Origin of the sequence: Candidatus Nitrosocosmicus sp. FF01 (genome assembly GCF_047711275.1) — an archaeon.
In the GTDB taxonomy this organism is placed as follows: domain Archaea; phylum Thermoproteota; class Nitrososphaeria; order Nitrososphaerales; family Nitrososphaeraceae; genus Nitrosocosmicus.
The window spans coordinates 167562-185992 of record NZ_JBLNIG010000002.1; the positions used below are offsets into that span (position 1 = coordinate 167562).

Here is an 18431-nt window from a genome sequence, read left to right on the forward strand (position 1 = left end):
TAAGAAATTCACTTATTAAATAAAGATGACCAGAGAAAAATCAACTAAAAAACGAATAAAAATCAGAGTGCGCAATTTCATATACATACTAAATTGACTACTACCACAGAGCAGGGATTGAGATTAAGACCGGGTGTCATAGGCGATGCAAAGGATATTGGAAAAATAATATTTGAGGCATTTTCGGAGATCGCAGATAAACATGGTTTTCCTCGTGAGTTTCCCACTGCCGATATTGGGATAAATGTTGCAACTTTCTTTCTATCTACCCCGGGATTCTATTCAGTAGTTGCCGAAGATATGAAGAAGCAGATCGATAGCAAAATTGTAGGCAGTAACTTTTTAGATGAACGATCATCTCTAGTAGCTGGAGTTGGACCAATAACCATCGATCCAAAATCGCAGGATAAAGGTGTAGGTCGAAAGTTGATGATTAACATAATAGAAAGAGCCAAGAGCAAAAATTATCCAGCAATTCGTTTGCTCCAAGCAGCTTATCATAACCGATCACTTGCACTGTATACCAATCTAGGATTTGAAGTTAGAGAACCAATCTCAGCTCTCCAAGGAAAGCCCATTGAAGCAAGTGTTCCAGGAAGGTCTGTACGAATGGCAACTGAGGCCGACTTGGAATCCTGTAACCAGCTATGCAGGGCAATTCATGGTCACGATAGAAATGGGGAGCTAAAAGACAGCATAAAACAGGGTATTGCTAAAGTGGTTATATACGACAATAAAATTACAGGTTATACAAGTGGATTAACATACTTTAATCACTCTGTAGGTTTTTCAAATGATGATCTCAAAGCGCTTATTGCCTCAGAATCATCGACATCAACAACTGATAGTTACGGAGGACCAGGTATTCTTATTCCAACGCGAAATACGGAGATATTCCGCTGGTGTCTTAACAACAAGCTAAGGCTAGTTCATCAACTTACCCTCATGACCATTGGAATGTATAATGATCCTGCCGGGTCATATATGCCATCTATTCTGTATTGAAATTATGGATAGTAGTTTCGGCAAAATGACGAGGATCAGCAATTATAAAATCTACTCCTATCTCTTGCCTATTTCGATAACAGAATTCTTAAAAATAGGAACAAATACCATTTATAGGAATCCTAGTACATAATGATACACAATACGGGATAGGTTGTACAACAATAATATAAGAGGAGAAAAATTGTTTGCTTGAATAGAATAGGACGTCGTAATGAGATTTGAACCTACATTGTCGATCTTTTTGACAATGGTTAAATAATAATAGATATAATTCACCATATGAATAAGAGTCCAACAGGTAGCACATCTAATGAAACAAACATGATTTCAAACCACAAAAAAAACAAATGTTCTAACAGTAACTATTATTGTTGAAATATCAGTATTATAGTTGATATTATCCTTTAGTATAATGATGGCTGGTGATATGACCAGTTCGGTTTTGGTATTTGCTCAACAAAATGAAACTGAAACTGAAACTGATAACGATTTGCAAAAACAAAATGGCCCGATCAATGAAACATTTATCAACAATAATGAAGAGGAAAAAAAATTCCGTTGGAACGGTCACTGACGATACTACTACTACTCCTCGTTCACCCCCAATAGAAAACTGTGGAATAAATCCTAATGCTCCTCCATGTTGCACTCCAGGACAGGATGAAGGATGCACAAATGCCAGTGTTGATGAAGTAACTATTTCTAATTTTAACACAATACCACAAAAAATTAATTCACAAGATGAGTTTAAAGTACAGGTAACAGTCACAAACAACCTAAATATACCAATTACTTACAGAGGGAGCATGTGTGGCGGTTCGCCACTGGATATTCAATTTGACAAAAATGTAAATGTTTACAATGCAATTGCATGTCAAGCTATATCTACTGAGACGCTAAATGCTAGTGAATCTACAACTGTCGAAGGAAAAGGATATGAGATATTAAGGGCAATAGGTTCAGGCAATGTCAACACAAAGATCACTTTTAACTATGGGTTACAAAATGGTGACACTCAGGAAAAACAAGTCACCAAGAGTTTTTCATTAAACATAGAATAATATAATAACTGATAGAAGGAGAAGTAGGAGAAAAGAAGAAGGAAAAAGGAAAAAACAATTGAACCATTTTATGATTCTAATAAACTACGCGACAATATTGATGTGGTGCCAGAGGTTTGTGAAACAAATTTGACATAAAAGATGGATACTTTTTTTGTTGATTGTCATGGCTAGTGAGTAGACAGGGATAGTAAAATCCATTTTGATTGAGCAAAGTCAATGGGAGCATAGGATATTGTTAAATCGTTGTCACCCATAGTTTCAATTATAGACCCTGTTATTCCAGCTTTTGCATTTTGGAAACTTTGAAGGTCCTTAAATTCTGTGATATCATTATTAATAGAAGACGATTCTGCTATTTTAGTACCGTTAGAATCGACAATCACCACCCTGTTGGTACTTACTGTATCATTCGCTCCTTCTGTCGGTATCTCTGATTTTAGTAAATCATTAAAGTAAGAAAAGTTCAATGTCAATATCTGTATTCCTACTATTGGTGAGTCTTGATTCTCCAAATCTAAATAAATTGGGCTGGCAAGTATCGCAATTGGTTCACCAGTAGTTACGGCCATTAGGACATTACTTAGATACGGCTTTTTTGTTTCCATGACACCCTTAAAATGATCTTGGTGTCCAAAATTGAATATACTGCCATTAGCTTGATATGGATAATAAGGTTCACCAAAATAACGATCTCCATTGGGCAAAAGTAAACTTATAGCTAACAAAGCACTGTTTTTGGCTAGAGCATCCCTGGCCACATTTCTCTTTTCTATATCTTGGTCACTAGGTATACCATGATAACTTATTTTCATCTCATTTGTAAGATTTACCAAAGGAAAGTTTTCAGAGGAAATCGACCCATTTAGTGGATTCTCTGCTAGAGTCATTAAACCTGATATCGTGTTGTTCAAATGTTGATAAAGTGAATCTAGTCCCAGTTGTTTTAGTAATATAGGATTTGAAGTGCTATCTATTTGAGATTTGTTCATGTCATTAGCAAAAAAGGTATCATTAACTTGGCTCGCTTGGATGGAAGATAATGTGTTTATGACCGGAACAAAAAATATAATTAGTACAGACATTCCAACTAATAGAAATACAGAAAAAATTAGAATCATATTAGGTTTTATTGTCACCGTTTAGAACAATATTTTCGTAGTTAATAAACTAGTTTGAAACTTTAATGTTTGTTTGCTCAATCCCTGACCTTAGAAAATAGCGAATATAGCGAATATAAGAAAAGTATGATCAATGGGGCCAGAGGGATTCGAACCCTCGACCGCCAGCGCCCCGGGCTTATACCCAAAATAATGGATGGTATCCTGCCAAGCTAGACGATAGCCCCTCGCTTATAAAGAATAAACCTCTCATTTTTAAACTTAAGTAATCCTGGCAATTCTAAACACTTTAATAATTAGATTAATACTTTATAGCATATCACTTATGCTGGTTAACGAATTAGACGTCATAGATAAACAGATATTAAATGATATTCAGTGGTCTTTTCCACTAGTTGAAAGGCCTTTTCTTGAGATGGCAAATAAATATCACTTGACTGAAGACGAAGTTCTTAACAGAATCCAGAGACTAAAGGATATTGGAATAATCAGACAGATAAGTGCAATTTTTGATACCCGTAAACTTGGTTACAAGAGTGCCCTTGTTGCATTTTCAGTTGACAATAAAAATACAGACTATGTCGCTAATGAAATAAACAAGCACCCCGGGGTAAGCCACAATTATGAAAGAAACCACGAGTACAATATTTGGTTTACATTAGCAGTACCTCCTGATGCGGATATGAAGGCGGATCTGGATAAAATGGCTTCTTTGGATGGTGTGATAAAATACAGGGTATTGCCCACTTTAAAAATGTACAAAATTGGAGTAAAGTTGGACATGGTAAATGCAGATGCTGAAAAGCCTACTCCAACAGACAGTGTAAAGAAAATGGAAGGTAAAGCAGAAAAAATCTCAGAGACCGACAAAGAGTATATTAGACAACTACAAAAGGATATTGAAATAATTAAAGAGCCTTTCAAATCGATTACAAACAGCCTCGGAGTAAGCCTGGAGGAATTGTTCAACAAGGTAAAAGAGTATGAAAAAATAGGGGTAATGAGAAGATTTGCAGCAATATTAAGACACAGACAAGCAGGTTTTACAGCTAACGGTATGATAGTTTGGAACGTTCCTGAAGACAATATTGATCAAATAGGGCTAAAGGTTGCATCGTTTCCACAAGTAAGTCATTGTTATAGACGACCCATATATCCAGACTGGGAGTTTAATCTATTTAGCATGATTCACGCCCGAACTATTGATGCAGCTGAAAAAATCGCAAAAGAAATTTCAGAGATCATCAAGATTGATAGATACAAAATATTGTTTAGCTCTAGAGAGTTTAAGAAAGAAAGGGTAAAATATTTTGAATAATTTTGCTATGCTATTAGTTTAGGCATATCAAAATTATTTTCATACATTCTTTCTATTTGGGTTTTCTCATCTGCAGACAAATAATTTCCATCGGATATTTGAGCGAACAGATCAATTTCTTCCAAGCTTGTGACAGTTGGCAAGAGAACAGAGATTTCTTTTTGAGATAATATGTATTTCATTGAAAGTTCCGTAATATTCCATCCATGGGAATCAGCTATTGGTTTGAGTTTTTCTATTTTTTTCATAGCTTGAATGATCCATTCTCTCTTTCTGTTGTTTCTATGATCATTCTTATCAAAAACAGTATGTTCGTTGACTTTGCCTGTTAAAACACCCGACGCATCAGGTACTCTAACCATTATGCCTACCGATTTACTGGAATTTTTATTTACCGCGTTAAAAAATACCCTGCCAGGATCTTGTTCTAAAATATTATATACAGTCTGTAAACACACAATATTTCTGTTCTCTATAGCGTACAATCCTTCCTTTTCCCAGCCTATTGCAGGTCCCAAAGCAACACCATGGCTTTTGATCTTGCCTGTTTGTACCAGTTCATCCAATCTATCAAACAATGCGTTGTTTTGGATAGCGTCCATCTTGGGATTGTGCAAGCTATATACATCAACAAAATCAGTTTCTAATCTATTCAGGCTCTCTGATAGTGCATAGTCTAAGAATTCAGGGTTGTGTTTTTGGGGAATTTCTCCGTGCCCAATTTGATTAGCACCATACATATCATAACCCCATTTTGTCGAATAAATTACCTCATTGCGCATATCTTTAAACGCTTTTGCCAACAATTTTTCGCTTTTACCCTTTCCATACATATCAGCAGTCTCAAAGAAATTAATTCCTAAATCATAAGCACGTTTTAACATCTTTATGGATTCTTCTTCCTCTAGTTTTTTTCCCCACCAATCTAATGCCAAAGTCCAAGTCCCAAATCCAATTTCACTAACTGGAATTCCAGTATTTCCCAAATTACGATATTTCATTAAATTATACTCCTCACTTTTTCAGATAATTTATTGAATTTATTGTCGTCTATACAAGGGTTACTGATGGATTTCAAATATTCAAACGGATTTTCTGATAGAGAATTATTTGCAAAATACAAATCAAGATCCCGGTCATGTGAATCAATCTGGATCCAAGATTTGCAACCTATCCATTGAGGTTTATTCGTGATTTTGAGAGGTACTTTTAGTTTATATGCTCGCAAAAGCAGTAGATGCAGTGGTTTTTTGGGATTGTAATTGAATCGCATTTTAAGATAATCATCAGTCCAAATGTGAAAATCTTTTAATGCTTTTAGCCGATCTAAACTGGGTACCTCGCTAGAATCTATTATCTCGACAAACGAAGTGATTTCAGTGTACTTTTTTGAAGGGGATGAATTGTTATTTTCAGTTGTCGTCGTTTCCGTATCGCCAATGTCATTATTTTTTTCTTCTATCTGGTCAAGAATCGGGTGGTATTCAGGGCGTATAGACTCTCTCGCTTGATGTTCAAAAGTAGGGAATAGAAAAAATTTCTTAAATTTTAGCTCAAAACCATTTCGGTACTCCATGATTCCCCCTTTTCTAAATAATAAAATTTGATTACCTGACTCTATGGCATCACACACAACAGCCCACTCCTTTAGGGCACCGAGAAAATTTGAATCAGAAGGAGGAGGAGGAGGAGGAGTTGAATCGGAATTTGATGATATTGGTACAAGACCACTGTTTTGGTTATTTTTAACATTATTTTCAAAAGATATTGGAGAACTAGGATGAGAAGGAGTGTTGACACCCATGTAATTTGTTGAAGGTCCACCTCCGGTTTCAGGACCAAATTTGGTTGTCTCAAATGGGACATTTTTATGATTATTGACTACCTCGTTATTGTTGTTGTTATTATTATTATTACCATCCAAATGAAAATGAAAAGCCATATACAAGCACCTATAATTACAAAGGTACTTTGAATCTAAATAAATATTGTTAATACTAGATGATTCTAACCTAGGCTCTTTATGATATCAGTTATACCCTTTCGAACACATGGAATCATTGGCGTATCTTTAATTATATATCTGCTGACCTGAGTTTCACGTAATTCGATAATAAGATTTTGAAATCTGGCTAGACTATTTGTTTCAAATGCTAGCATGAAATCCTGATCATCGATTCCGAATGAATAAGTTGTATTGAGCAAGATATCTGGATATTTTCTTCCTACTTTGATATGTTCTTCCATCATTTCTTTTCGTTTTTCAAAGGGCAAGAGATACCATTCTCGAGATTTAATGAAAGGATATACTATTACATATTGTAATGGGTCTTTGTCCAGCTCAAATCCACGCTTAACTTGATTTGAATAGATGGACCTTCGAGTCAAAGAAAGAAATGTGGATACCGGTTCGATGTATTTTCCCAAGATAGTTGTATAAATTTTTGAAGAAAGAACCTGAATATTTTCTAGTGATGAGGAAATGGTCCAGATCATAAACTCACTTTCGTGTCTGAGTCCAAGTGTAGAATAGGTCTGAATTTTCATTCTTTTGCTTGCAGCTTGAAGCAATTCGTTAAATTCACGTGAAGCTTCGTCCTTGCCCATTTCATTTAACCAACGCCACTTGGGATCGACCTTGTAAAAGGTGAAAGTAAAGAACATTTCAGGTTTATCACTATTCTGTACATCATCGCTATTGGAATTTTTATTGGAGGAGGAGGAGGAGGAGTTAGCGGCATAATTTCCTTTAGAATTGGTCAAATTATTGTCAACATTTGATAAGGCCTTATTCTTGTTGCGCATAATTTTGATGGTATTTTAAATTAATAAATAGTTAACATATTATTATTTGGACACCGAATTTCTCTTGTCTTTATCCAAGTTTTACTTAATGCTTATTCATTCGTAAATTGAAGAATGATTTCTTTGTGAAGGGTTAGTATATTTGAGGCCAAGATTAGTCACGTTGTTATTTTTACTCATAACTTTTTTCTTTTTGTACTTGTCTTTGGTCGTACTATCAGACATGGTATTGTTGTTGTAAGTTTTATCCTCAAGTTGTCCATCCAGGTTTTGAAAAGAAGGAGGATCCAATTCTTCCAAAAAAGTTCCTCGATCAGAGTTAGTTTTGTTTGTTATAATTCTTATTTTCTTTTTCATTTAACATCACATAAGGAATCTATACTCAATTGTAACAATGCCTTTTATTAATAGTCGGTTCAAAATCTTCTGTAAGGGTACTAATAAGATGCTAACAGGCAATGAATGAGGTATATGCAAATCGACAATGGTAAGTTGATTTGTTATAATATTTACATATTAATTGGTTGTATTAAAGATAATTTATAAATAAGGAATTTTAAATGATAAATTTGAATAGCAAATAGTATTTTGTAATCACATTTTGTTGGTAAAGAAATAAACTACAGACCCAAGCTAAGTCGAATTGTTATCCTGATGCTTTATAAACATATTTTTAGTATACATAGAATATATATGGATAATTCTTAACGCTTTTGTGATACATGTGACACTTCCTAATTGGAAGCAAAATTTGACTACATTTGATAATATCAACATCTTTATATAAAATAGATGAGGAGCCAATAGCAGTCAATATTTTGTATCGATTAATCAGCTTTTTATGCTTGTACGAAAAAAACTACTGAGTATCGTCAGAGAGTCCTAGCCATGCATAGCCTTTAGCTTCAAGTTCCTCTGAAAGCTCTTTTCCTGCCGATTTTATTATCTTGCCCTTTGACATTACATGTACCTTGTCCAGTTTGTTAAGATAACGCAAAATCCTAGCATAATGGGTAATAACTATGACTCCTGCTCCTGTTTCAATTAATTTGTTTATAGCCTCGGCCACAGCCTTTACAGCATCTATATCAAGTCCAGAATCAGGTTCGTCTAGGATTGCCAGATTGGGTCTTAGAACGAGCATCTGCATTACCTCTGACCTCTTTTTTTCTCCCCCAGAAAAACCTTCATTTAGATATCTACTTAGGAAGCTTGGATCTAGGCCAACATTATCCAAGTTTCGCTTTAGGTATTCATGAAATTCCTTTACTGTTATGAATACCTCACGGTCTTTTTGTTCTGCACCTAGTGATTTGCTTAGTAAATTATAGGCATTACGCAAAAAGTGACTGTATCCCACACCTGATATTTCTGTTGGATACTGAAAACCTAAAAAGAGTCCTTTTTTTGCTCTTTCGTCTGTTTTTAGATCAACGATGCTTTCATCGTTTACCAAAATATCTCCAGAGACTACAGAATAACGGGGATGTCCTAACAAAACGTTGGCCAACGTACTTTTGCCAGAGCCATTTAATCCCATAATGGCATGAACTTCACCTTTGTTGACCTCTAGATTAACACCATTAAGTATTTTTTTATCATCAATATTGACATTTAGGTCTTTTATTGTTAAGAATGACATAAAAACTTAAGAACGAATACATAATATAAATATTCGTTAGAATAACACTGTTATAATTATAAAATTTATATATTTTACAAATATTATATAAAGAAATCTGCAAATAATAATTATATTTTAATAAAATTTATAAAAAAGGTATAAAGATATTAATTTTTTTAAAAAAATTATGTTATTGTTATTGTTCCTTGCATAAAGGGATGAACTGTACAATGATATGGATGTTCTCCTGCGCCAATCTTTTCTGCTGGAACACTGGCTGTTGGCAGCTGGCATTATTATACTTGTATCAAAGAGTTTTCCGGTTTCTGGGTCTTGAGGTCCAGATCCACTTGTAGCAGTATGTGGAACAGTATCTTCATTGATCCATGTAACTCAAAGCATCACTTGTAGGCAGTAGCAGGATCAGGCTCCATAAGCGGGATTACCCTGTGTGGCAGAGCCCGCTAAAATTTGCACTTCGACTTTATTTGCAAATGCAGATTCGTCTATTGCTTCCTCTGCTGCTGATCCTCCGCCTGCAGCAGCAGCCGTTGCTTCTGGTGCAGGTGGGAGTTCCTGTCTGTAAATAGAATCAACTACACCAGGTACTGGAGTAACTGCGCTAAATGCATAATAACAAATAATTCCAGTTAAAACGGCTAATCCCATCATTCCATAAAATCCTATTTTGTCAGTTCTGTCAGCCATATTGACAACCAAATTGTATTAGATCGCCCCTATTAATGTCTTTTATGTTTTGACAAAACGAACTTGGTAAAGTTTGTTATAGCATTGCAAAAAATGATATGACTTTTATTTCTGATATTTTCATTTTTACCGAGAGAATGCTTAAGGGGAGAGAAAGAATCACGTGCAGCATATGCAATGAAAAGATTGGTGATTTTAGGTACGAGCCCATGCAACAATGGAATATCTCGGGATTCTTATGTAGCAAGTGCTATTCAAAGAAAATATCAGATCATTATATTAAACAACAACAGCAGCAGAATACGGACGAAAAAGTGACTGAAAATTAATCACCATAAGAAAATAACATGTACAGTTATACGAGTTGACGTATTTCAACAGCCTTTTTGGACTCTAGTATAGGTCTTGCATTCTCGAATGGTAAAATAGCCACATCGTCTTTTTTAAAAGGGCCGTATTTATTCATGTTAACCCCTACAAATTGTTCCATAGAATCCAAAAACCTAACCATAATAAAATTCTCATTTATCGAGGAAACGATTTTTTCTAAAGTTTTTGGTTTACCACCTAACAGCATCTTTAGAATAACATCAATTCGTTTTTCTCTTTCCCTGTTACCAAAAAAAACATATTTTTCTTCATCGGTAAGATTTGAGTATTCAAAATTCTCTGGCGAAGATTTTGAACTATTGAAAATTTTTTTACATCTTAATATAAAAAGTAATGATGTTAGTTTAGTAATCATAGATATTAATTCGGTGTTGATTTGCTTGGAAATGGCCGCCGTTGTAGCATCATCTTCATCAACAGTGGCATCTGTATCATCGTCATTAGCTGTGTTAGCATCATCTTCCATGGAGTAAGGTTCAAAGTCGTTTTTTTCATTTTGTTCATTTAACAAATAAATGAGATTTGCAATATTTTGATAAAGATTCTGTGGAATTGGCTGAGGTTCATTGGTGACCTGAATTTCTCTCTTTAGAACATTGTGAATATCATCGATTTTTATCAGATTTTGTATCTTGTTGTGATCCATCAGCCTTTACAATAATGTATACATGATAAGCTTAATTAGAGGTTTTTATTTTACTAGATTGATTATTTCATTTGCCTTATAAAGTCATAGATGGAAAAATAGAAACTTTAAATTTTACTGCTGAACAAATCATGATGCGACTAAAGGACGAGGAAATAAGATTCATAGATTTACAATTTACAGGTTTGACCGGTAGATTCCATCACACAACAATGGCCTCAAATATGTTCAAAAAAGATGATTTTGAATATGGATTACCAAAGTTAGACGGTTCTTCAATCAGAGGTTTTACTGAGATTCATGAATCTGATTTGATAATTAGACCGGATCCTTCAACATATGCTATCATTCCATGGATTGAGGAATACAAGACAGCTAGGCTGATATGCGATATTCTAGCTGGTGGTGAAAAAAGATTACAATTCAAAAAAGATCCTCGTGGTATTGCAAGAAAAGCTGAAAATTATGTGAAGGAACAGGGATATCACAACTCATTTTGGGGACCTGAGGTTGAATTCTTTGTCTTTGATAAATTAGAAGTAAATACGCTTACGCCTTACAGATCACAAAGCTATAACATAAGCTCCAAAGAAGCACCTTGGTCTACTGAAGGTGTAGGTTATGCACTAAGATTAAAGGAAGGTTATCTTCCTAGTGCTCCTGGCGATACTTTAATGCAATATCGAAACCAATGTGTGGATGTTTTGAGTAACAATTTTGGGATTATTTGTGACGCACATCATCATGAGGTAGCAACAGCCGGACAGTGCGAAATTGATATTAGATTTGACACCTTAGTAAACGCGGCTGATTCCGTTCAGAGCTATAAATATATCGTAAAAAATATTGCAAAAAAACAGGGAAAAATTGCAACAATGATGCCAAAACCTATAGCTCTTGATAATGGTTCAGGCATGCATGTAAATGTTAGTTTATGGGATGAAGAAAAAAACCTATTCTATGACAGCAATGATTCCTATGCCGAAATGTCCCAATTGGCTAGATATTTTGCCGCAGGAATTCTAAACCATGCCCCTGCTTTAGCAGCAATTGTCGCCCCTACAACCAATTCCTACAGGAGACTAGTGCCAGGATATGAAGCGCCAGTATATATCGCATGGAGTACAGGTAACAGATCTGCAATAATTAGAAATCCTGCACACTACAAGGGTGAAAGATTTGCTCATATGAAAAGAATAGAATTCAGGGCTCCTGATCCATCATGCAATCCATACCTAGCATTTTCAGCTGTAATTTCTGCTGGATTAGATGGGATAAAGAAAAAAACCGCCATACCCGATCCAATAGATGAAGATATCTTTAAGATGTCACCTCAACGTAGACGTGAATTGGGAATCAGACAGTTACCACCATCGCTTAGAGAGGCATATGAGGAGCTAAATATCGATAGGGAATTTTTAAAGCCTGTCTTTGATGATGAAATTATTGATTCTATCATATTACAAGAAGCAAAGGATCATCAAGAGGTAACGATAAGACCTCATCCCCATGAATTCTCACTGTATGCGGACGTTTGATCCATGACTAGTTAAGGAAATGACCACACGGCGGTAAAACAAAGATTAATAACACTGGATTAACACAGTTCTAAATAATTTTTTGGAGGGGTTGTCTAGACTGGTTAGGATACCTGCCTTACACGCAGGTGGTCATGGGTTCAAATCCCATCCCCTCCATTGCAGTCATGGGTTGTGACGTAGTATTTTTAAATCTGTAGCGGACAACAGATGTAGCTTATGTCCTCTAAACCTGCAACAACAATTAATACTATCATCCTATCTAACAATCCAGCCAAAGACACTCAATTAGATACTTTAGAGTAGAAATATCGAGGGCATAATAAAAGGAGCATTTCCTTACTATGTATCAATATTCGAACAAATGTTATCAACCAAACCTAATAATGCAATGTCATTATACGATTTTTTACTGGTAGAACAAATTGAAAAAAATTGTAAAACTTAGTACGAAAATAACTATATTAAAGTCATTTATCTATTCAATAGATTTCTACATTTCAAAGACTTTGGAGAAATAACCAAACATGACATACTGAATTACTTGAATTCACCCAAAAAATCCGATACAGATGACCCAAGTCACAAAGGGGATTAGAACTTATAATACGAGACAAATGATATTAATTAATTCTTTAGGTGGTTATGTAGATAATCTGAACAAAATGTACAAGAAGAAAAAAGTATTACAAATGAGGATGTTAGAAAGGCTTCTAAGGAGATAAAATTTAATAATCCTTCTCAAAGAAACCATTCTTCTATATATGCATAAGGATTGACCCGCGAATCGTTATTTTCTTGACCACATAAACGATGACCAACCTCATTTATCATAGAATTGGACAGCCATTTACCTTCATATATATATCAGAGTAGGATAAACAGACAAATTTCTTATGTTAATCCTGTTTTTACGTTCCAAAAAATATTTGGGAAAAAATGTGTCTTTTATCTCTACTATTTCCTCCTAGGTCCAAAAATACGTCAATTAAAAAGGACTATCTCGATTTTTTACTAGACAAATCTAAATAGTAAGTAATCAATGAAAAGACTGGGAATTGGATGTGTTAGAATATGTATGACTAGAATACATTCAAAATTCGTACAGAAAAAATAACTTATCGTATTTTGATGGTCTGCAAATTTATAAAATTCATGATGATCGGGTCATGTTTCTCAGAGACAAGCAAAGTTTAAACAATATCTGAGCATCATCAACTTTATTCTGATATAATCATGGTTAGTGAAGCACTTGAACGGTCTGTTTTATCTTATCTGCATCATCAAATCATTTTTTTAAATGAGGATATAGATTCTGCAACAGCTGTTAAGCAAATGCATGATGTTAAAGCTGAGACCATTATTGTAAAGAATAATAATAATGAGTATATCGGAATCATAACAGATAGCGATATTTTAGATAAAATTGTAATGCAGGGTGAAGACTCAGATAATGTACCTATAAAGAAAATCATGACCTCACCCATCATAACTATTTCCGCGAAAGCAAATGTAAGACAAGCACTTGAACTTATGAGGCTCAATACGATAAAGAGAGTTCCGGTTACTGATAATATTCGTATTTTGGGTATTGTAACTCAAGAAGGCCTAGCTAACGCCATTAGGACATCTGTTTTGGAACAAACATTTAGGCCATATCGAACCATAGTTAGAGAACATTACAAACCTATTATGAGTAACCTAGGTTTTATACTACAGTTTGCGGGATTTTTGTTTATTGTTCCTGCCACAGTAGCTGCATTGATGGGAGAGGCCAATTCAGCTGTAGGAATTTTTCTTTGTGTAATTTCAATGTCTATAACAGGATTTGTATTGAATTCTTATGGCGAAAGGACACCTATGAATCTGAGGCAAGCTTCCCTTCTTATGGTTTCAAGTTTTGTTCTGCTGAGTCTTTTTGGAAGTATTCCATACATATATGTAAATCCATTTTCATCCGAGGTTGACACTTCAAATCTTTTTATCAATAGCTTCTTTGAAAGTGCATCTGGATTTACAACTACAGGTCTTTCGTTCATAACTTTACCTGAAGAGTTACCCAAAAGCTTTGATCTTTATCGTTCATATACGCAATATATCGGAGGTCTAAGTTTCGTATACTTGATAGTTGCTTTTTTCTATCCTGAAAGAAAATTGATGCACATTAGAGGAATGCTAGGTGGTGGAAACCTCAAAGTAAGACAACTGATATTGACAATTGGAGTCATCTTCAGTGCTTATGCAATAGTTCTTGTCTTTTTCTTATATTTAAGCGGACAGGAGGATATACTTTTTTCCCTCACCTTAATATTTAGTACTGTTACTGGTGGTGGATTTGTTCCCACCTCTACAGCATTAGATTCACCAAATAACCTGGAACTTACTACTCTTATGATAGGTATGATTATTTCTGCGCTTCCCTTCGTGTTTCATTATGCGGTTTTTAGTAAGGAAATGCATACAACGAGTGTTCGCCCTGAATTATTCTTGTATATGGGTATAATTATTACTTTTACAGTTCTTTTCTATTTTGCATTTATCAACACTTTAGAAGTCCAATCAGAGTTAATGACATCGGTATTCCATGTAGTTAGCGCTGCGACTAATTCTGGATTTCAATTCATTGACATTTCCGAAATATCGATTGATGCGAAAATGGTATTGATAATTGCAATGTTAATTGGTGGTACTGCATTTTCTACTGCAGGAGGTATAAAAGTGGGTCGAATATTACACATTCTTCAAAAAACTTTAAGCAAAAAATTTACAACTGATAACAGTGGTGGATCAATATCTGCGGTAGCATCACCTCTTAATAAGAAATATATAGTTACCAACGAGTCGAGACAACCAGTAAAGCAAAAGGAAGAAAAAATATTTAATGAGATAATATATGTAGCAGCATTATTTATCGCCGTCTCACTATTTACCGGAATGATTGTATCTCATATGGAAAAAGAAGATTTTGTGAATTCATTTTTTGATTCTGTTTCTGCATTAACAACAACGGGATTATCCACAGGTATAACTTCAATTGAAATGAATCCTCTATCAAAAATAGTTCTTATTATTAATATGATAGTAGGAAGATTTGAAATAATCACAATTATATATTTATTTTTGAATATATCTAAGAAAAGACTGCAATTGCATCCTCATTAAATGAATGTTGTGAAATTATTCACATGATAAAATACTGATGAATAGATAAAAAAAGGCTACATATAATTTAATGAATTATAAGTACTGGGCAGTCTGCTAATTCTGATACTTTACGAGTAACACTACCTAATGCTTTTATTTTGGAAATACCCTTTAACCTGTTACTGCTTCCCATCACAATTACATCTACTTTCTCATCACTAGCGTATTCTAATATTTTTTCTGCGATATCCCCAGTTAAACACCTACTGCTAGACTCTATATTTTGTTCTTTTAACTTTTCAATCTTTTGTTGTGCTCGTTCATGCCACGCATCTTCCATTGATGATGACATCAAATTCATTAATTTTGCTTTTTCAATAAGTTGTTTGTTGTTTCCAAATATCATGGTGTTGGGATCTTCGATATGCTCTATAACATGCAGTATTGTAATGAAGGCACCACATGGTCCAGCTATTTCACAAGCTATCTCAAGTGCTTTATCCGAAATCTCTGTGCTGTCATCCGTTACTAAGATGTTTTGAATCATTATTTCTATCTTAAATGTGGTATATTTTAAGAGACGAATATATTTATCTACCATCTGAATCCATTCGTCTCAAAAACCAATTGAGCTATGTATTTTCCATAGACACTGCTTAGTGTTATTATCTTTAAGCATTCATATTTAAATCTCAAATATCGAAAGGTCAAAGTAGTAACGGATCTGATAAATATCTCTCTATACCAAAGTAAATTTTCTGATAATCAAAAATGGACCCTTTCATGACAGGTTAGTTATTAAAAAAATTAACTAATTATTTGCACCATATGTTCTATATACAAAGGTATTATAGTACTATTATCGAAATTTATTTTATTTATTGAAAAGATTCTCTATTTAAAATTAAGATAAAGAATTGAAAGAGTAATATTTTCGCTATTGCATTAATAATAGAAACCCGTATAAAACCACTGTTCCGACTACCAAAGTTATCAGCATAAATGGAAACCCTATTTTTATCCACCTTACAAATGAAATGTGGTGTCCAAACTTTTGACTTAGTCCAGCAGCTACTACCCCCGCACTGGAACCGATCAACGTACCATTACCTCCCAAGTCAGCCCCCAATGCCAAAGCCCACCACAGGGGGCTAAACTGGAAACCACTTTCAGGTCCAAATGAAGATGCGATAGTGGGGTCAACATTTAGTGTATGAATTAATGGAATCATAGTAGTAGTAAAAGGGATGTTATCTACAAAGGCACTTGCAATACCAGCTAACCAAATAACCATTACAAATGTAATCCAAGGATCCCCACCTGTTATGCCAATTGCCAATTTTGCAAGAATTGTTATCAATCCAGCATGTTCCGCAACTCCCACAATAACAAAAAGACCTACAAAAAATAGTAATGTAGCCCAATCAACTTCATGCAATATTCGTTCCAAAGAAACTCTGCTTATAATGAGCAATACAGCTGCTCCACCAATAGCTACTATTGATACTTCTAAATGAGTAATGGTTTGCAGAGAAAACATGATGATCACGCCTACTAATACTATCAACGATTTTATTAACAAGCCTTTATGATGAATCACTATTACGTTTTCATCTCTATGCATTAATTCTTGGACATCTTCCTTCTGTTCTAACTTCTGTTCACTTTTTAGTTCATTTTTGAAAAAGAGTTTGATTAGCAATAAAGAAAATCCAAAAACAACAGCTATTGTTGGTCCCATGTAAACTATAAAGGAATTAAAGTCGATACCTGCTGCAGATCCAATCAAGATATTGGGAGGATCTCCGATTAGTGTGGCAGCCCCGCCAATATTTGACACCAAAACCTGAGCAATTATAAAGGGAATAGGATGTATTCCCAGAGTACGCGTTATAGACAGGGTAACTGGAATCATCAACAAAATAGTAGTAACATTATCTACAAACATTGATGCAATAGATGTAAAAGTACATAGTAACAGCATTAATATCCAAACATTTCCCTTGCTGATTTTTCCAAGCTTTATTCCAACTTGATGAAATACTCCTGTTTCTCCAAGTATGGCTACTAAGATCATCATTCCAAGTAATAGACCAATGGTGTTAAAATCTACAGATTCTATAACAAAATGGAGACTGTCTTCAGCTACCATAGAACCTAGTATTATGGCCAGTATGATGGACAATACAGCTCCAAACATTGCAATAACCGTTCTATGAATAATATCCAGTCCAAGGATAACATAGATAGCTACCATGATTATCGTAATGCCTGCTAAGATAGGAGTAACACTTTTTTCAAACACTAAAGGTGGAATTGTAAAAACAAAGACTATGTAAATCGCAATCAAGATCATACCAATAGAATATTTCTTGTGCATGTCTTCAACTATTTTGAAGAAGTTAAAGGTTATTCTTAAGTATAGAGATAATAGTTTTGGCTGATCTTTACATTATTAACTACAAACAAGTATTGTTAAAAATAATCTCCAAGGCAAACTGATTTTTTGAGTCGGGCTGAATTACCTAATACATGGTTCAATCAATCCAATTAAATAATATATCTTTGTGGTATGAAATATAGATAGTGAAAGGTAGCGACCTAGACACTAAAAAATATGATAAAATAAAACATCTGGTAGAAGTAGATGATGATATTTTAGCTGTTTTTTCAGTGGAGTCATCGGTTATTAAGGAGTTGTATATAGCTGAGAATGCCAACTTAGATAGAAACTATATCGAATCTCTAATTCATATTTTAGAATTAGATCGAAAATCATATAATGAAAAACCACAAACTTATGTGATAAAACAAGAATCAGAAGAGGAATACAACAACAGCTTAGGCAAGATAAAATGGGTTGTCATGGAATACGATAAGATTAGAATACTTAAAATATTTGAAAATGATAAAATAATTTTTGTTCTTATAAATAGTAATACACAATTAGAGCATACTGTAGATAACATCTTGGGATATTACTATGATCTAGACGAAATTCCCAGAAGTCTCTTTTGAATTAAATATGCAGAACTACAAGTAAAACTAGTTTAGCGGTAAATATAGAT

General features: G+C 34.3%; 18 protein-coding genes and 2 tRNA genes. 9 read left to right on the forward strand and 11 right to left on the reverse strand.

All coding sequences use genetic code 11. The annotated features are described in order from the left end of the window. Positions 1-93: 93 nt before the first annotated feature. From ACMT7R_RS06330 to ACMT7R_RS06340, 3 genes are all read left to right on the forward strand, one after another. Positions 94-1005: a GNAT family N-acetyltransferase gene (locus tag ACMT7R_RS06330; RefSeq protein WP_415310778.1), complete on the forward strand. Its 912-nt coding sequence runs from the start codon at positions 94-96 to the stop codon at positions 1003-1005. Positions 1006-1420: 415 nt separating this feature from the next. Beyond that, positions 1421-1582 (forward strand): hypothetical protein, encoded by a 162-nt coding sequence (locus ACMT7R_RS06335; RefSeq protein ID WP_415310779.1) that lies wholly within the window; start codon positions 1421-1423, stop codon positions 1580-1582. After that, the gene (locus ACMT7R_RS06340) at positions 1545-2069 is read left to right on the forward strand and encodes a hypothetical protein (protein WP_415310780.1); all 525 of its coding nucleotides are present in this window, start codon (positions 1545-1547) and stop codon (positions 2067-2069) included. Before ACMT7R_RS06335 ends, ACMT7R_RS06340 begins: the two co-directional genes overlap by 38 nt. 170 nt (positions 2070-2239) lie before the next feature. On the opposite strand, the gene ACMT7R_RS06345 is transcribed toward ACMT7R_RS06340, so the two are convergent. Together ACMT7R_RS06345 and ACMT7R_RS06350 are read right to left on the reverse strand one after the other, a co-directional pair. Continuing rightward, positions 2240-3208, reverse strand: a complete 969-nt coding sequence (locus ACMT7R_RS06345) for a cache domain-containing protein (protein WP_415310781.1) — start codon at positions 3206-3208, stop codon at positions 2240-2242. A gap of 116 nt (positions 3209-3324) precedes the next feature. After that, positions 3325-3417: transfer RNA gene (locus ACMT7R_RS06350), tRNA-Pro, on the reverse strand. Positions 3418-3515: 98 nt separating this feature from the next. On the opposite strand from ACMT7R_RS06350, the gene ACMT7R_RS06355 reads away from it, so the two are divergent. Next, positions 3516-4508 carry an Lrp/AsnC family transcriptional regulator gene (locus ACMT7R_RS06355; RefSeq protein WP_415310782.1) on the forward strand — a complete coding sequence of 331 codons (993 nt, stop codon included), beginning with the start codon at positions 3516-3518 and terminating at the stop codon, positions 4506-4508. 5 nt (positions 4509-4513) lie between these two features. On the opposite strand, the gene ACMT7R_RS06360 is transcribed toward ACMT7R_RS06355, so the two are convergent. The 6 genes from ACMT7R_RS06360 to ACMT7R_RS06385 all read right to left on the reverse strand — a co-directional run bounded on the left by ACMT7R_RS06360 (position 4514) and on the right by ACMT7R_RS06385 (position 9645). Further along, positions 4514-5509, reverse strand: coding sequence for an aldo/keto reductase (locus tag ACMT7R_RS06360; RefSeq protein ID WP_415310783.1), 996 nt, complete (start codon positions 5507-5509; stop codon positions 4514-4516). After that, positions 5509-6450 (reverse strand): DUF1802 family protein, encoded by a 942-nt coding sequence (locus tag ACMT7R_RS06365; RefSeq protein WP_415310784.1) that lies wholly within the window; start codon positions 6448-6450, stop codon positions 5509-5511. The genes ACMT7R_RS06360 and ACMT7R_RS06365 overlap by 1 nt, the downstream gene beginning before the upstream one ends. Before the next feature lie 65 nt (positions 6451-6515). Further along, positions 6516-7313 carry a chlorite dismutase family protein gene (locus tag ACMT7R_RS06370; RefSeq protein ID WP_415310785.1) on the reverse strand — a complete coding sequence of 266 codons (798 nt, stop codon included), beginning with the start codon at positions 7311-7313 and terminating at the stop codon, positions 6516-6518. Between the two features lie 96 nt (positions 7314-7409). Further along, positions 7410-7670: a hypothetical protein gene (locus ACMT7R_RS06375; RefSeq protein ID WP_415310786.1), complete on the reverse strand. Its 261-nt coding sequence runs from the start codon at positions 7668-7670 to the stop codon at positions 7410-7412. A gap of 502 nt (positions 7671-8172) precedes the next feature. Beyond that, entirely contained in the window at positions 8173-8955 is a 783-nt protein-coding gene (gene sufC / locus ACMT7R_RS06380; RefSeq protein ID WP_415310787.1) for a Fe-S cluster assembly ATPase SufC, read from the reverse strand. A 405-nt stretch (positions 8956-9360) separates the two neighbouring features. Then, on the reverse strand, positions 9361-9645 hold the full coding sequence (locus ACMT7R_RS06385) for a hypothetical protein (protein ID WP_415310788.1): 285 nt from the start codon (positions 9643-9645) through the stop codon (positions 9361-9363). Positions 9646-9743: 98 nt separating this feature from the next. Here ACMT7R_RS06385 and ACMT7R_RS06390 point away from each other — a divergent pair, with 98 nt between their 5' ends. Then, entirely contained in the window at positions 9744-9974 is a 231-nt protein-coding gene (locus ACMT7R_RS06390) for a hypothetical protein (RefSeq protein WP_415310789.1), read from the forward strand. Between the two features lie 26 nt (positions 9975-10000). Here the strand turns inward: ACMT7R_RS06390 and ACMT7R_RS06395 are convergent, their stop codons facing one another. Further along, positions 10001-10681, reverse strand: coding sequence for a hypothetical protein (locus tag ACMT7R_RS06395; protein ID WP_415310790.1), 681 nt, complete (start codon positions 10679-10681; stop codon positions 10001-10003). Between the two features lie 131 nt (positions 10682-10812). Between ACMT7R_RS06395 and glnA the strand changes: the two genes are divergently transcribed. The 3 genes from glnA to ACMT7R_RS06410 all read left to right on the forward strand — a co-directional run bounded on the left by glnA (position 10813) and on the right by ACMT7R_RS06410 (position 15381). Next, positions 10813-12219 (forward strand): type I glutamate--ammonia ligase, encoded by a 1407-nt coding sequence (gene glnA, locus ACMT7R_RS06400; protein ID WP_415311646.1) that lies wholly within the window; start codon positions 10813-10815, stop codon positions 12217-12219. Between the two features lie 84 nt (positions 12220-12303). Then, positions 12304-12378, forward strand: a tRNA-Val gene (locus tag ACMT7R_RS06405). A 1077-nt stretch (positions 12379-13455) separates the two neighbouring features. After that, positions 13456-15381, forward strand: a complete 1926-nt coding sequence (locus ACMT7R_RS06410; protein ID WP_415310791.1) for a potassium transporter TrkG — start codon at positions 13456-13458, stop codon at positions 15379-15381. A 67-nt stretch (positions 15382-15448) separates the two neighbouring features. Here the strand turns inward: ACMT7R_RS06410 and ACMT7R_RS06415 are convergent, their stop codons facing one another. Then, positions 15449-15964, reverse strand: a complete 516-nt coding sequence (locus ACMT7R_RS06415; RefSeq protein ID WP_415310792.1) for a universal stress protein — start codon at positions 15962-15964, stop codon at positions 15449-15451. 336 nt (positions 15965-16300) lie between these two features. Further along, positions 16301-17743 (reverse strand): SLC13 family permease, encoded by a 1443-nt coding sequence (locus tag ACMT7R_RS06420; RefSeq protein ID WP_415310793.1) that lies wholly within the window; start codon positions 17741-17743, stop codon positions 16301-16303. Positions 17744-17949: 206 nt separating this feature from the next. Here ACMT7R_RS06420 and ACMT7R_RS06425 point away from each other — a divergent pair, with 206 nt between their 5' ends. Beyond that, on the forward strand, positions 17950-18381 hold the full coding sequence (locus tag ACMT7R_RS06425) for a hypothetical protein (RefSeq protein ID WP_415310794.1): 432 nt from the start codon (positions 17950-17952) through the stop codon (positions 18379-18381). The last annotated feature ends 50 nt before the right edge of the window (positions 18382-18431 follow it).

What these genes read in the sequence shown, in the direction of transcription:
- ACMT7R_RS06340 (WP_415310780.1), top strand. Translation starts at nt 1,545, where the DNA reads ATGAAGAGGAAAAAAAATTCCGTTGGAACGGTCACTGACGATACTACT.
- ACMT7R_RS06395 (WP_415310790.1), bottom strand. Translation starts at nt 10,681, where the DNA reads ATGGATCACAACAAGATACAAAATCTGATAAAAATCGATGATATTCAC.
- ACMT7R_RS06410 (WP_415310791.1), top strand. Translation starts at nt 13,456, where the DNA reads ATGGTTAGTGAAGCACTTGAACGGTCTGTTTTATCTTATCTGCATCAT.
- ACMT7R_RS06365 (WP_415310784.1), bottom strand. Translation starts at nt 6,450, where the DNA reads ATGGCTTTTCATTTTCATTTGGATGGTAATAATAATAATAACAACAAC.
- ACMT7R_RS06335 (WP_415310779.1), top strand. Translation starts at nt 1,421, where the DNA reads ATGATGGCTGGTGATATGACCAGTTCGGTTTTGGTATTTGCTCAACAA.
- ACMT7R_RS06390 (WP_415310789.1), top strand. Translation starts at nt 9,744, where the DNA reads ATGACTTTTATTTCTGATATTTTCATTTTTACCGAGAGAATGCTTAAG.
- ACMT7R_RS06415 (WP_415310792.1), bottom strand. Translation starts at nt 15,964, where the DNA reads ATGGTAGATAAATATATTCGTCTCTTAAAATATACCACATTTAAGATA.
- ACMT7R_RS06385 (WP_415310788.1), bottom strand. Translation starts at nt 9,645, where the DNA reads ATGGCTGACAGAACTGACAAAATAGGATTTTATGGAATGATGGGATTA.
- ACMT7R_RS06370 (WP_415310785.1), bottom strand. Translation starts at nt 7,313, where the DNA reads ATGCGCAACAAGAATAAGGCCTTATCAAATGTTGACAATAATTTGACC.
- ACMT7R_RS06375 (WP_415310786.1), bottom strand. Translation starts at nt 7,670, where the DNA reads ATGAAAAAGAAAATAAGAATTATAACAAACAAAACTAACTCTGATCGA.
- sufC (WP_415310787.1), bottom strand. Translation starts at nt 8,955, where the DNA reads ATGTCATTCTTAACAATAAAAGACCTAAATGTCAATATTGATGATAAA.
- glnA (WP_415311646.1), top strand. Translation starts at nt 10,813, where the DNA reads ATGATGCGACTAAAGGACGAGGAAATAAGATTCATAGATTTACAATTT.
- ACMT7R_RS06360 (WP_415310783.1), bottom strand. Translation starts at nt 5,509, where the DNA reads ATGAAATATCGTAATTTGGGAAATACTGGAATTCCAGTTAGTGAAATT.
- ACMT7R_RS06420 (WP_415310793.1), bottom strand. Translation starts at nt 17,743, where the DNA reads ATGCACAAGAAATATTCTATTGGTATGATCTTGATTGCGATTTACATA.
- ACMT7R_RS06355 (WP_415310782.1), top strand. Translation starts at nt 3,516, where the DNA reads ATGCTGGTTAACGAATTAGACGTCATAGATAAACAGATATTAAATGAT.